This is a genomic window from Synechococcus sp. R6-7 (genome assembly GCF_047461695.1).
In the GTDB taxonomy this organism is placed as follows: domain Bacteria; phylum Cyanobacteriota; class Cyanobacteriia; order Thermostichales; family Thermostichaceae; genus Thermostichus.
This window is the reverse complement of record NZ_JANSHS010000269.1, coordinates 1-12,546: the sequence shown is the minus strand read 5'-3', so window position 1 is coordinate 12,546 and position 12,546 is coordinate 1. Positions and strand designations below refer to the sequence as shown.

The window sequence follows — 12,546 nt, the reverse complement described above, 5'->3', positions numbered from 1 at the left end:
AGGGTTTTGGGGGTTAGAGGCATGCTCTTCCCACTCATGAAGATCGAGGGTGACAAAGCTGAGGGATCCCTGCAGGAAAAAACCGATGCAGAGGTGTTTGCGGCTCTAAAAGCAGGCCGGTCACAAGCTCTGGCCATTCTCTACGACCGACATGCCGGCTTGGTGTACGGAATTGCCTGCAAAATGCTGGGCAACACTGCCGAAGCCGAAGATCTCACCCAAGATATTTTTTTGAACTTGGCCCGTTCTGCCTTCGATCCCAGGCGGGGATCCCTGCGCACCTACCTGAGCATCTTGGCTCGCTCTCGCTGTTTGGATCGGCTGCGCTCTTGGCGGAATCGACAGCGCTCCCTGGAACAGGGCAGAGTGGAATTGCAGGGTAGTCCTGCTGCGGATCCCACCTTGGAGCAGTTGGCCCAAGCGGAACGGGTGGCCGAGGTGCAAACGGCCTTGGCCGAGTTGTCCGAAAGTCAACGGCAAGTCTTAAAGATGGCCTATTACGAAGGCATGAGCCAAACGGAAATTGCCAAGCAACTGGATCTGCCTTTGGGAACGGTCAAAGCCAGAGCTCGGCGGGCTCTGCTGCGGCTGCGCGAGTTGTTGGGAGGCCCCTCATGAAAGCCGAATCTGTGTCTCTCGAAGAACTGCAACTGTGGCTGGCGGGCTACGTGCTGGGGGATCTCTCCCCGGAAGAGGCCGAGCGGCTGGAAGCCTTGCTCAAGCTGCGCCCGGAGCTGCACCGAGAACTGCAAGCGTTGCAACGGGCGTTGGAGACAGCCTACGGCGTGGAGGAAAAGCAACCTCCCCCCGCCCTGCGGGCTTCTCTGTTGCAGGCACATGCGGAGCAGGCAGCCCAACCGATGCGCACCCCCGCCTGGATTGCCAAGGGATCCCGTCTCTGGCAACGGGGCTTGGGGGCGGTGGCCGCAGGCTTGATCGTCGCTTTGGGGCTGGGGAACCTCTACCTGTGGCGCAGGCTGCAGCTAGCCCAGACGCAAGGGATCCCTGGCGAGGTGTTGACCTATGAATTGCAGCCGACTGCGGAGAACCTGGCCGGCTCGGTCAAGCTTGAGGTGGATCCCCAGCGCCTGCAAGGGCGATTGGTGGCCCAAGGGTTGCCGCCTTTGCCGGAAGGCCGGGTCTATGCCCTGTGGGTGGTGCTGGAACCGGAGGCGCCCTTTACCACCGATAGGGCGGGGGCCGTTCTCGTGGCAGCTTTTCCGGTGGATGAAACAGGAAATCGCCAACAGGAGCTGCGCCTACCGCCAGTGTTTGAATCTACAGAATGGGTGCGGGCTGTGGCCATTACCGAAGAGGATGGCAATCGTCCCCAAGAGCACCAGGGATCCCCTTTGTGGATTTCCGGCTAGGGATGGATTGGCGTGGCCCGATGGCACAAGTAGGCGATTGTGATGCAGATGGATGTCAACCCAGTCTTGTGACCAAGGCAGAAGGCCTTAAGATAAAAGTCGCCACCCCAGCGAAGAACTTGGAGGCCACCCCATGGGCGAAGCGAAGCGCCGTAAAACCCGCATCAGCCAAGATCCCGACCAAGAGCTGGTGTTTCCCAACCTCAAGGATATTCCCCTCACCAAAGGGCAAGCTCGCGCCATCTACAATTGGACAACCCGTGGCGCTTGGGCAGGCATCATTCTCCTGGCCATCATTTGGGTGGTGATCCGATTTGTAGGGCCTGCCTTCGGCTGGTGGCATCTGGTCGGCTAGCCGGCCGGATCCCCTTTAGCATCCTTTGGAGTTTCCGTCTATGCGCTCTTATCTGGCAGCCGCCATTCAAATGACCAGCATTCCCGATCTGGCCAGCAACTTGCAGCAGGCGGAAGAGTGGATCGACTTTGCAGTGCGCCAGGGATGCGAGCTGGTGACGCTACCAGAAAACTTTGCCTTCATGGGGCCGGAAGCCGAGAAAGCCCGCCTTGCTCCTGAGATTGCGGAGCGGGCGGAGGAGTTTTTGGCCAAGATGGCCCAGCGTTACCAAGTATTTATTTTGGGAGGAGGGTATCCTGTGCCGGACGGGCAGGGCAAAGTTTACAATACCGCTGCCCTCTACAGCCCTGACGGCAAAGAGCTGGCCCGCTATCGCAAAATCCACCTGTTCGATGTCAATCTGCCCGACGGCAATACCTACCGCGAGTCGAACACGGTGGTCAGCGGAGATGAGGTGGTCACCTGCGAGCAAGAGCAACTGGGGAACCTCGGTTTGTCGGTCTGCTACGACGTACGCTTTCCAGAGCTGTACCGATCCCTGGTGGATCGCGGAGCCCAGATTTTGCTCATCCCTGCCGCCTTCACGGCCTACACGGGTCGGGATCACTGGCAGGTTTTGCTGCAATGCCGGGCCATTGAGAACACCTGTTACGTGATAGCCCCCGCCCAGGTGGGCACCCACTACGAGCGGCGACAGTGTCACGGCCATGCCATGATCGTGGACCCCTGGGGGACTATCTTGGCGGATGCGGGTGGCGAAAAACCGGGGGTGGCCATTGCTGAAATTAACCCAGAGCGTTTCCAGTTGGTCAGGCGGCAGATGCCTTCCCTACAACACCGTCGGCTGGCCTGCACCGTCACCCGCTAGGGATCCGCTATGCCTTGGCCCCCCCTGATTCTCTACAGCAAACCCGGCTGCCACCTCTGCGAGAGCTTGGTGGAGAAGTTGCGGCAGATCCCCGAAATCCGTGATCTGGAAGTCCGCGACATCACCTCCAACCCGAGTTGGTGGGAGCAATACCAACTGGAAGTTCCCGTGCTCACCCTGGCAGGGGATCCCGAGCGACCTTTGCCACGTCCTTCCCCTCGGCTGACGGTGAGCCAGTTGCGGGCTTGGCTTGAGAAACAGCTCCGTTGAATTTCTCCTGAATTTCTCCTGCTGCTGCCGGAGCTTTCTCTGCCATGCCTATGGAGAGAGCAGCGATTCGCTGCGGGCGGTGTAGCCGGCTTGACGCAGGGCTTCAACGGCGGCTTGGGCATTGTTAACCCAAAATTGGGATCCCATTCTCACCCAAAGGGTATGGGGATGGGCGGTGATGGCAGCCACGACAGGAATGCGATTTTCTTCTTTGGTTTCCGAGCGTTGGCGGGCGATCAAGGTTTGTAAACGATATCGATCCTCCAGTGTCCCGGCAGAGTCGAGAGGGATCTCCACCGTTACCCAACTAACAGATTCAATCGGTTGTAAATCTTCCACAATCAGTTGCACCTGTTCATCCCGCTGATCCACTTTGGCCCAAACCAATAGCCGTTGATCCACCTCCAGGCAACCGCGCAAACGTTCATAGGTTTTGGGGAAGATCACTGCTTCACAACTGCCGGTGAGATCTTCCAGTTGCAAAATGGCCATGCGATCCCCTTTCTTGGTTGTGACATTTTTAATGGCAGTCACCAGGGCGAGAACGCCCACAGAGGCATCGGCTGCGCAGCCGCCCAAGTCAGCTAGGTTTACAGGGGCCAGCAGCCGCGCTTGCTCCTGAATGCGCCGCAGCGGATGATCCGAGACATAAAACCCCAGCAGCTCCCGTTCCAGCCTCAACTTTTCCTGAGGTGGAAAATCTTCAGTAGCCGGCCCACGCGGAGCCTCCACAAATCCATTGCCGGCGCTGCTATTGCTCCCCAGTAGATCGAACAAGCTGGCTTGGCCGATGGCTTTGGACTTGGCTCGCTGCGCTGCCCAACTGAGGATGGGATCCAAATCGGCAATTAGTTGTTTACGATTTCCAGAAATACAATCAAAAGCGCCCGCACAAATCAGGGCCTCCAGGGCACGACGGTTAACAATGCGCAGATCCACCCGCTGGCAAAAATCCGCCAGAGAGGTGAAGGGGCCATCAGCTTGACGGGCAGCCAAAATGTTTTGAATGGCCCCCTCCCCTACATTCTTCACTGCCCCCAGACCAAACAAAATGCTGGATCCCTGGGGAGTAAAGTCCATTCCAGAACGGTTGATATCCGGCGGCTGAATTTGGATCCCAATTGACAAGCAATAGGTGATGTAGCGCTGTACCTTGTCCTGATCTCCCCCCACAGAAGAGAGCAAGGCTGCCATATATTCCGTTGGGTAATTGGCCTTGAGGTAAGCTGTTTGAAAAGTAATCAACCCATAGGCAGTAGAATGCGATTTATTGAAGCAATACTCGGCAAAAGCAACCATTTGATCAAACAATTCTGTGGCAACTTCTTGGCTTACACCCCGCTTGGCTGCCCCCTGCACAAATTGCTCGCGGTGTTTCTCCATCTCGGAGACTTTCTTTTTCCCCATCGCTCGCCGCAGCAGATCGGCTTGGCCTAAGGTGTATCCGGCCATGTCTTGGGCAATGCGCATGATCTGTTCCTGGTAGAGGATGGCTCCGTAGGTATCCTGAAGAATGGGCTTGAGGAGTTCGTGGGCATAGGTTACCGGTTTGCGACCGTGCTTGCGATCGATAAAGTCGGGGATCATTCCCGTATCCAATGGGCCTGGCCGGTACAAGGCCAATACTGAAGAAATATCTTCCAGGTTGGAAGGTTTGAGCTCCCGCACCACCTGCTTCATGCCAGAAGATTCCAGTTGGAAGATCCCTTCCAGCTCTCCCTTTTCCAAAAGCTGGTAGGTTTTCTTGTCGTCTAGGGGTAGGTTATCCAGATCTATATTGACGCCATTGTGTTCTCGGATCAGTTCCACTGCCCGCTGAATCATCGTCAGGTTGCGCAGACCCAAAAAGTCCATCTTCAGCAAGCCCAAAGACTCGATATCTTCCATCGAGTACTGGGTGATAATTTGGCCTTCATTGTTGTACTGCAGAGGCACGATCTCATCTAAGGGATCCTTAGCAATCACCACACCGGCAGCGTGAACCCCGAAGGTTTTGTTGGTGCCCTCCAACAAACGTGCCAGCTCGATCCAGCGGTGGGTGGTTGGGTCTTTCTCGTATTTTTCTTTGAACTCTGGAGCGGGAGTATCCTCGCCAATCATCTCTTCCAATTTTGCGGGCTTGCCTCGGGATACCGGGATCAATTTCGCCATTTTGTCGGCTTCTGAGTAGGGAATGTCTAAGACTCGACCGACATCTTTGAGAATGGCTTTAGAGGTCATGCGGTTAAAGGTGATGATCTGGGCGACTCGCTCTTGGCCGTATTTGCGGGTCACATAGTCGATCAGCTCTCCCCGCCGCTCGATGCAAAAATCCGTATCGATATCCGGCATCGATTGACGTTCTGGATTGAGAAATCGCTCAAACAGTAGGCCGTATTTAACCGGGTCAATGTTGGTAATTTGTAGGGCATAGGCCACCAGGGATCCTGCTGCCGAGCCTCGCCCCGGCCCCACCGGGATCCCCTGCTCGCGGGCATAGCGAACGTAGTCCCAGACCACCAGGAAATAGCTGGAGAAGCCCTTTTGTTGGATGATGTTCAGCTCAAAGCGCAGGCGCTCCTGGTAGTTTTGGGGGATCTGATCCGGCTGAGCAACACCGCAGCGCTTCGCCAGCCCCTGCCAGGCCAATTCTGTGAGATAGCTATCGGCAGAATGGCCCGGTGGAACCGGGTAGTCGGGCATGCGCATTTCCCCAAATAGGTCATAGCCCTCGATCTTTTCCAGCACCTTCAGGGTGTTGGCGATGGCCTCGTCAATCACCTCCTGTTCCAAATGGTCACGGCAGAGACGGCGCATCTCTTCTGGGCTTTTCAGGTATTCGGTTCCGGTGTAGCGAAGGCGATTTTTTTCAGTAAGGGATTTGCCTGTTTGAATGCAGAGCAGCGCATCGTGGGCCTCTACATCCCAGCAGGAAATAAAATGGCTATCGTTGGTGAGGATGATCGGGATCCCCAATTCGCGGGCGATGCGCACCAACTGCACATTGACAAAGCGATCTTCTTGATAACCGTGATCCTGAATCTCGATGTAATAATCATCCCCAAACTGCTCTTGGTACCAAGCGGCAACTTCACGGGCAATTTCTGGCCGCCGCTGCAAAATAGCTTGAGGCACTTCTCCTGCCAAGCAGCCGCTGGTGACGATCAGCCCTTCTTTGTATTGCACCAAATACTCTTTGTTGATGCAGGGGCGAGAGAAAATCCCTTTGCCTTGAATGCCATGTAGATGGGAAATGGTGGTTAGCTTCACTAAGTTTTTGTAGCCCTGGGTATTTTTGGCCAGAACCACTTGGTGATACTTGGGGTACTTGCGGCTTTTGTCGCGGATATCGCCGTTGATTACATACATTTCATTGCCGATGATTGGAGTAATCCCTTTGCTTTTACACAGTTTCACCAGCTCTAACGCCCCATACATGACACCGTGATCCGTCAGGGCCAGCCCCGGCAAACCCATAGTGACCACCTGCTCGATCAGACGCGGCAATTGGCTGGCGCCATCCAAGAGGCTGTATTCGCTGTGGAGATGCAAAGGAACAAAAGACATGGCAACGCTATGGATAGTGGGATCCCTTTAACCTTAACTCAGCGTGTCCATTTCTCGACTGCCTGCAGATGCCGCTACAGTAAAGTCAGCTGATGTTTTTTCCCTTTTCTTGAATCTATGGATGCTCCCATTCGCCTCACCCAGTACTCCCACGGCGGTGGCTGCGGCTGTAAAATTGCCCCGGCCCTGCTGCAACAAATTCTCAGGGATGTACCCCTGCTCTCCCCAAATCCGGCTTTGTTGGTGGGAGCTGAAACCAGCGATGATGCGGCTGTCTATCAACTAAACGACCACCAAGCCCTAATTTTGACCACCGACTTCTTCATGCCGATTGTGGATGAGCCGGTGGATTTTGGTCGGATCGCGGCGACCAATGCCCTTTCCGATGTCTACGCGATGGGGGGCACTCCCATTTTGGCTTTGGCAGTTTTGGGCATGCCGGTCAATACCCTGCCGATGCAGGCCATCCAAGGGATCATGGCCGGAGGGATCCAGGTTTGCCAAGAAGCCGGGATCCCTTTGGCAGGGGGGCACTCCATCGATTCGCCGGAGCCCATCTTCGGCTTGGTGGCAGCAGGTTTGGCCCATCCACACCACATTCGCCGCAATGCCACGGCCCAAGCCGGGGACGATCTGATCCTGACCAAGCCGCTGGGGATCGGGGTGATGACCACCGCTCTGAAAAAGGGTCAGCTCAGTGCGGCAGGCTACGCGGAAGTTTTGCAGGTGATGACCCAGCTGAATCGCATCGGCTCGCAACTGGCTCGGCGACCGCAAGTTCACGCCATGACGGATGTAACAGGGTTTGGCCTGGTGGGACACTTGCTGGAAGTCTGTCGCGGCTCGGGGGTGGGGGCCAGTTTGGATCTGGCTTCCATTCCGTTTTTGGCAGAAGCGCTCTCGCTGGCAGAGGCGGGGATCTTTCCAGGGGCGGCTCGTCGCAATTGGCAGGGCTATGAGGGGGTACAGGCAGAATCCCTGCCCGAGTGGCAGCAACTGCTGCTGGCAGATCCCCAAACCAGCGGGGGCTTGCTGGTGGCGGTGGATCCCGGCTACACCTCAGACCTCTTGCAAGAGCTGCACAGTGCCGGCTACCCCTACGCCCGTCGCATTGGCCGATGCCAAGCTGGAGACACCAGAATCCATGTTACCGGCAAGATCAGCCTCAGCCCAGCGGCAGCCTGAAGAAGACCCTCTGGCAATACTCACCATGCAAAGTCTCATGCAAAGTCTCGATAGAGGGCTCAGTATGAAGATTGCGTCAAGCAGCTCTGAGAAAGTTAAAAATACCATGTAAGGCAAGGGAAGGTTAGGATATCCTGAGAGCTATGAGCGAGCTTCCCCCCAGCCGTAGTCTGGTTCAGCGAGTTGAGCCTGGCCAGCTGATTCGAACCCTCAGCAGTGGGCAATTGCTGATGGTGGATCCCCAGCGGCACAACGCCCTGATCATCTGCAAGACGTTTCATGCTGAGTTTGCCGGGCCGGGTGCTGCTGTTGGGGGGCCATTGGATGTGGAGTCCGGCGGCGTTGTCCCCATTGGGGATGTGGTTTTGCTGCATCCGCAAGACCACCAAGAGCGGCAAAGTGCCTATGCCAAGCGGCTGCACTGGATGCGTTGGCTACAGCAAATCACCGATAATCCTCTGCCGGCGCAACGGGCGCGGATTTTGCTCTTCAGCCTAGAGGAGTTCTTCTCTGCGGATTTGGTTAGCCAATTGCCCGATGACATTTTGGCACGGCTGGTGGGGGTGCTGCCCCAGACGATTGCTGCGGTGCGGATGGAGATGACGGCCCTCTACAGCCCCAGCTATTCCTTGGCAGGCTGAGCTTGTCTTGGACTGGGGAAGGGACTCGTCCTGCCAGCATGAATCGGTGACACCTTGCAGCCCTCTCTGCAACTGGAACAAGACACGATCAGCTACACTGCTGGCATTTGGTTCAACTGGACTCGACCGGAATCTCTGCCTTATGCAGTGGTGGAAACGGCTTCGCCGCAATCGATGGGCCCAAGTAGGAGCTTACATTCTCCTTGTTTTCTACGCCTGCGCCATTTTTGCCGAGTTTGTTGCCCCCTACAGCCCGCTGGAATCGCAGCCGGGGGGATCCCTTCTGCCGCCCACCGCCATTCACTTTTGGGATGAATCGGGCGCTTGGATTGGGCCCCACGTTTATCCAACCCGCCAGGGGCCAGTGGATCTGGAAACGGGAGAACGCCCGCTCTTGGTGGATACCAGCCGTCCCGCCGGGATCCGCTTGTTTGTGGCCGGTACTCCCTACCGTTGGTTGGGGTTGATCCCCTGGGATCGGCATCTGTTTGGCACCGTCCCGCTGCGGCCTGTTGCAGAAGCAGGACAAGTGGGATCGCAAATCAGCGAAGAGCCACCTGTGGCACGGCTGCACCTGCTGGGCACCGATGATCAAGGTCGGGACTATTTCAGTCGCTTGGTCTATGGCGGGCGCGTCAGCCTGTTTATCGGCTTGGTGGGCATTGGCATCTCTTTCCCCATTGGTCTGCTGGTGGGGGCCATATCCGGCTACCTTGGGGGCTGGGTGGATACGCTCCTGATGCGCTTGGCAGAGGTGTTGATGTCGATTCCGACGCTGTATCTGCTGGTGTCGCTGGCAGCGGTGTTGCAGGTGAATCCGCTGACCGGGGTGCCCTTCAGCAATGCCGAGCGCTTCTTGGTGATTGTGGTGATCCTCTCTTTTGTGGGTTGGGCGGGCCTAGCCAGGGTGATTCGTGGGCAGGTGCTGTCCTTGCGGGAGCGAGACTTTGTGCAGGCGGCGCGGGTGGCCGGGGCCGGATCCCTGTATCTGCTGGTGCGCCATATCCTGCCCCAGACCACCACCTACGTGGTGATCTCGGCAACCTTGGCGGTGCCCGGCTATATCGTGGCAGAGTCGGTGCTGAGCTTGATCGGCCTGGGGATCCAACAGCCGGATGCCTCGTGGGGGAACATGCTGTCGCTGGCCACCAACGCTTCGGTAATCATTCTGCAGCCCTGGCTGGTGCTGGCCCCCACCCTGATGGTGGTGCTCACCTCCCTGTCTTTTAACTTGCTGGGAGATGGCCTGCGAGATGCCCTCGACCCGCGGGATCCTGATCCTCGCTGAGGAGAAGTTGCTTCCTGGTTTGCCGGCTGTAGAGGCAATGGGGCGGCCTGCCGTTCACCGTTTCCCGTCGGGATAGAGCCGGTTGAGCCCCTTGCGAGCCTTGGCATGGACGTCCAGGGTGGTATCCATCTTCAGGATCTGGCGGTAGACTTGCTCGGCCCGGGCGATTTCCCCCTCCTGCTCCAACTTCTCGGCCAGCTTGAGCAAACTTTGGGCCGAGGGATCCGCCAAAGAGCCCTGCTCCTGCAGTTGCCGCAGCTCTTCCAGGCGCTCTTGCACCATCGGTCGCAACAGCCAGGAATCGTCCAGATCCAACACTTCTCGGTAGTAGCGCTGGGCCTCTTTGAAGTTCTTTTGCTCGTCGTAGGCTTCCGCCAGTTGCAAAGCCAGCTCCGCCGTGGGCCGATCCTTAAACTGGCGATGCAGTTGGTTCAGCCGCCGCAGGAAGGGGGATCCCTGCTGCGGGTTTTTCAAATCCGGGGCGTGCTGAACCGGCAGATAGTCGTCCCTCTTCGCCGATGGTTGAGGGGAAGGGGCAGGCTCTGCAGCTTGAGGTCGAAGGGGCGCTTGGCGGCTGATGCTTTTGGGATCGATGGGGGTGGGCTTGTAAACCCAAATTGGCTGATCCGGAGGAGATGCGGGTGGGGTTGGGCGTGGGATCGGCTGCGGCAAGGGAATGGTCTTGCGATCCGGCGGTTCAGGAGATGGCTGCTTCAGCTCCTCAAGGGTGCTGGGAGGTTTGGGGGCCTGAAATTGAATCGCTTTGGGAGTCTCCCTGCGCTCTTGGGCCAATTCTCGGTACAGAGCGGCCAATTGCAGGTACCCCGCTTCTTCATAGGCAGTGGCCAGCCAACGGGCATTCTCCGGACTGGGATCCGCACGATAAGCTCGCCGGAGCAACTGCAAAGCAGTGCCGTAGTTGCGCTCTCGAATGGCTGCCCGTCCCAAACTCGCTGAGCTGACCCCGATGGTATCGCTGGCCATAGTCCCCCATCTGTCTTGGCGCCGACAATAGAGCTAAGAGTCAAGGCTGAGCTGCTGATAATTCAGGTTTTCCAAGCCAGCCACGTGGGTTGACGCTTGCTTAATATAACTGGATTCCTTGGCCATAGCATACCCTCACCAGCCGGGATGTTATCTGCTCGGACAGCTCCCTCTTGTTGAGATCTCTCGCTTTATATCAATTCAATGTCGATATTGAGGGTGGGATTGGATTGAGATCTGGATGCCAAGTTAACTTTCGGGCTAGCTTGTAGTCAGAGCTTCAGCAGCAACAGGTTCTGACGCCAACATGATCCAAGACTTTCGAGAGCGGTACCCCATGGGCAGCTTGCTCACCGATCTGTTGCGGGTGGAAGAAGGGATCTACATCGTCAGAGCCCAGGTGGTGGTGAACAACACGGTTTTGGGCAGTGGCATGGCTGGCTCGAACACCGTCGAAGAGGCGGAAGATGCTGCCTTGAAGCGCGCCCTCCACCACGCAGGATTTGGTCGCCCCACTTCCTCTTTGAGTTTGGGCATGGATTCTGCTGCCGCCAGGGTGCCTTATCTGCCAACTCCTGAGTTGGCCAACGGACACGCTCAGTCTTCCCCTGCTTCTCCAGCCCCTGAGTCGATAGGGATCCCTGCAAAGCCAAGTTCCCCAGAGCTGCCCGGTCTAAGTGAGCCGGCGGCCTATGGGGATGACCTATCGGACATCATTGCCCAAACGGATGTGGAGATGCAGCGCATTGGCTGGGGCCGCAAGGAAGGACAAGAGTTTTTGGAACGTCGCTTTCAGAAGAAATCTCGCCACCAACTCAGCGACGCCGAGCTGCGGGAGTTTTTGCGCTACCTAAAACAGCAGCCCTCCCGCCTCAGCAGCGAACCCCGCTTTTGAAGTCTTCTCGGCCTTGCCGCCAAGATCTCGGGATCTGGAGATCTGGCAACTCCTATCTTCCAACTAGGGTTGTTCCGAGCCCGTTCAAGTAGCCTCTGACCCTTGCCCCCGGCCCCTCTGGAAGGGGGAGTTGGGAATCAAGCCAGCCAACTGTTTTACTGCTAGTTGGCTGCTACTTGGAATAAGCCCGTTCTACCGTCGGTGTCTTGCTGCTGCTGAAGCTAGGGCGCACCTACAATCACGCTGGTGTCTTCCATTTGCTTCACGACCGTTTCTCCCCCTTCGGAGAGCACAACCCGTCGCTCTGGCACCGATACTCCGGCCACCTTGGCGGTTTGGTAGTTTTGCCCGGCCTGCACCACAGCGGGAATGACACCTGGGCCAGAAACCAGAGCAAAGGACTCGCCGCCGATCTGTATCATCCCGGAAACCTGTACACTGCGGGCAAAGGCAGCCGGGTCGGGGGTAGGCGTTGGGATCGGGGTGGCCACGGCTACAGGCGCTCCATTGCCGTCGCCAGGAGGGGGCAAAACCGGAGGTGGAGGCAGGGGCGGCAGGACAATCTGCGGTTCAGGAGCGCGAATGTTCTGGGGCACAAAGGGATCCACACGGCCAGCCCCACTCAAGGCCCGCTGGGTTTCCTGCTCTCGATCCACTGGCGGGATCAGGCTAGAGGCAGCTTGGGTAGCCTGCAGAAGGGAGGGCACCGGCGGCGGGGGTTGATCGGGGGCGGTCTGGCCAAAGCCGGCAGGCAAGTTCACCGTTTGTTGGCGGGCGAGAGCTTGCATCTGGCTGGCTCCGCGGGCCAAGGTGGCGCTCATATCCTGTTCCCAAGTCCCTGCAGCATTCAGCCGCATGATCACAGGGCTGGTTCCCCCCCGAGACTCCACCCAAATTTCCGCTTCTGTGTCGCTCAATCGCCGCGAGCTGAGGATCCGGGATCCCGGAGCCAAGAGGGGCCGAAGCGCCAGTTCGGCCTCAGGAACAGCCTGTTCGTTGGCCAGAGCCGGGAACCAACGGGGGGCCAAAAACGCAACGCCCCCTGCCAACAGCAGGCCGGCTACAAGAAAGCAGGACAATGGGCGAGCAGGCAGCGATTTCAGCATAGAGACCACCGGGAGAGAGCATGACTCTAGTCAATAAT

The 12,546-nt window shown here is 57.6% G+C and carries 12 protein-coding genes; 9 read left to right on the top strand and 3 right to left on the bottom strand.

Translation table 11 applies throughout. The features are described from left to right. The 5 genes from NW815_RS08460 to NW815_RS08440 form a co-directional block, all read left to right on the top strand. The coding region (locus NW815_RS08460) for a sigma-70 family RNA polymerase sigma factor (protein ID WP_414388035.1) at positions 1 to 618 on the top strand (618 nt) is incomplete at its 5' end. After that, complete coding sequence (locus NW815_RS08455; protein WP_414388034.1) at positions 615 to 1,370, top strand: anti-sigma factor domain-containing protein; 756 nt, start codon at positions 615 to 617, stop codon at positions 1,368 to 1,370. The genes NW815_RS08460 and NW815_RS08455, both read left to right, overlap by 4 nt. Before the next feature lie 133 nt (positions 1,371 to 1,503). Further along, a complete protein-coding gene (locus NW815_RS08450) occupies positions 1,504 to 1,725 on the top strand; it encodes a DUF2839 domain-containing protein (RefSeq protein ID WP_414329235.1) in 222 nt (73 codons plus the stop codon). 40 nt (positions 1,726 to 1,765) lie between these two features. Continuing rightward, positions 1,766 to 2,593, top strand: coding sequence for a carbon-nitrogen hydrolase family protein (locus NW815_RS08445; RefSeq protein ID WP_011432809.1), 828 nt, complete (start codon positions 1,766 to 1,768; stop codon positions 2,591 to 2,593). A 9-nt stretch (positions 2,594 to 2,602) separates the two neighbouring features. Further along, entirely contained in the window at positions 2,603 to 2,863 is a 261-nt protein-coding gene (locus NW815_RS08440) for a glutaredoxin family protein (protein WP_011432810.1), read from the top strand. A gap of 48 nt (positions 2,864 to 2,911) precedes the next feature. Here the strand turns inward: NW815_RS08440 and NW815_RS08435 are convergent, their stop codons facing one another. Next, positions 2,912 to 6,409, bottom strand: a complete 3,498-nt coding sequence (locus NW815_RS08435) for a DNA polymerase III subunit alpha (RefSeq protein ID WP_414388033.1) — start codon at positions 6,407 to 6,409, stop codon at positions 2,912 to 2,914. 117 nt (positions 6,410 to 6,526) lie between these two features. On the opposite strand from NW815_RS08435, the gene selD reads away from it, so the two are divergent. The 3 genes from selD to NW815_RS08420 all read left to right on the top strand — a co-directional run bounded on the left by selD (position 6,527) and on the right by NW815_RS08420 (position 9,523). Beyond that, positions 6,527 to 7,594 (top strand): selenide, water dikinase SelD, encoded by a 1,068-nt coding sequence (selD, locus tag NW815_RS08430; RefSeq protein ID WP_414329229.1) that lies wholly within the window; start codon positions 6,527 to 6,529, stop codon positions 7,592 to 7,594. 143 nt (positions 7,595 to 7,737) lie between these two features. Continuing rightward, on the top strand, positions 7,738 to 8,235 hold the full coding sequence (locus tag NW815_RS08425) for a hypothetical protein (protein ID WP_414341756.1): 498 nt from the start codon (positions 7,738 to 7,740) through the stop codon (positions 8,233 to 8,235). 142 nt (positions 8,236 to 8,377) lie between these two features. Further along, on the top strand, positions 8,378 to 9,523 hold the full coding sequence (locus NW815_RS08420) for an ABC transporter permease (protein ID WP_414388032.1): 1,146 nt from the start codon (positions 8,378 to 8,380) through the stop codon (positions 9,521 to 9,523). 54 nt (positions 9,524 to 9,577) lie between these two features. On the opposite strand, the gene NW815_RS08415 is transcribed toward NW815_RS08420, so the two are convergent. Then, positions 9,578 to 10,507 (bottom strand): hypothetical protein, encoded by a 930-nt coding sequence (locus NW815_RS08415; RefSeq protein WP_414388030.1) that lies wholly within the window; start codon positions 10,505 to 10,507, stop codon positions 9,578 to 9,580. A gap of 307 nt (positions 10,508 to 10,814) precedes the next feature. Between NW815_RS08415 and NW815_RS08410 the strand changes: the two genes are divergently transcribed. After that, the gene (locus NW815_RS08410) at positions 10,815 to 11,402 is read left to right on the top strand and encodes a hypothetical protein (protein WP_414329849.1); all 588 of its coding nucleotides are present in this window, start codon (positions 10,815 to 10,817) and stop codon (positions 11,400 to 11,402) included. A gap of 221 nt (positions 11,403 to 11,623) precedes the next feature. On the opposite strand, the gene NW815_RS08405 is transcribed toward NW815_RS08410, so the two are convergent. Continuing rightward, a complete protein-coding gene (locus NW815_RS08405; RefSeq protein ID WP_414388029.1) occupies positions 11,624 to 12,508 on the bottom strand; it encodes a hypothetical protein in 885 nt (294 codons plus the stop codon). Positions 12,509 to 12,546 lie beyond the last annotated feature (38 nt).

Coding starts and splice junctions, on each gene's coding strand:
- NW815_RS08410 (WP_414329849.1), top strand. CDS start 10,815: ATGATCCAAGACTTTCGAGAGCGGTACCCCATGGGCAGCTTGCTCACC.
- selD (WP_414329229.1), top strand. CDS start 6,527: ATGGATGCTCCCATTCGCCTCACCCAGTACTCCCACGGCGGTGGCTGC.
- NW815_RS08405 (WP_414388029.1), bottom strand. CDS start 12,508: ATGCTGAAATCGCTGCCTGCTCGCCCATTGTCCTGCTTTCTTGTAGCC.
- NW815_RS08425 (WP_414341756.1), top strand. CDS start 7,738: ATGAGCGAGCTTCCCCCCAGCCGTAGTCTGGTTCAGCGAGTTGAGCCT.
- NW815_RS08435 (WP_414388033.1), bottom strand. CDS start 6,409: ATGTCTTTTGTTCCTTTGCATCTCCACAGCGAATACAGCCTCTTGGAT.
- NW815_RS08420 (WP_414388032.1), top strand. CDS start 8,378: ATGCAGTGGTGGAAACGGCTTCGCCGCAATCGATGGGCCCAAGTAGGA.
- NW815_RS08440 (WP_011432810.1), top strand. CDS start 2,603: ATGCCTTGGCCCCCCCTGATTCTCTACAGCAAACCCGGCTGCCACCTC.
- NW815_RS08455 (WP_414388034.1), top strand. CDS start 615: ATGAAAGCCGAATCTGTGTCTCTCGAAGAACTGCAACTGTGGCTGGCG.
- NW815_RS08450 (WP_414329235.1), top strand. CDS start 1,504: ATGGGCGAAGCGAAGCGCCGTAAAACCCGCATCAGCCAAGATCCCGAC.
- NW815_RS08445 (WP_011432809.1), top strand. CDS start 1,766: ATGCGCTCTTATCTGGCAGCCGCCATTCAAATGACCAGCATTCCCGAT.
- NW815_RS08415 (WP_414388030.1), bottom strand. CDS start 10,507: ATGGCCAGCGATACCATCGGGGTCAGCTCAGCGAGTTTGGGACGGGCA.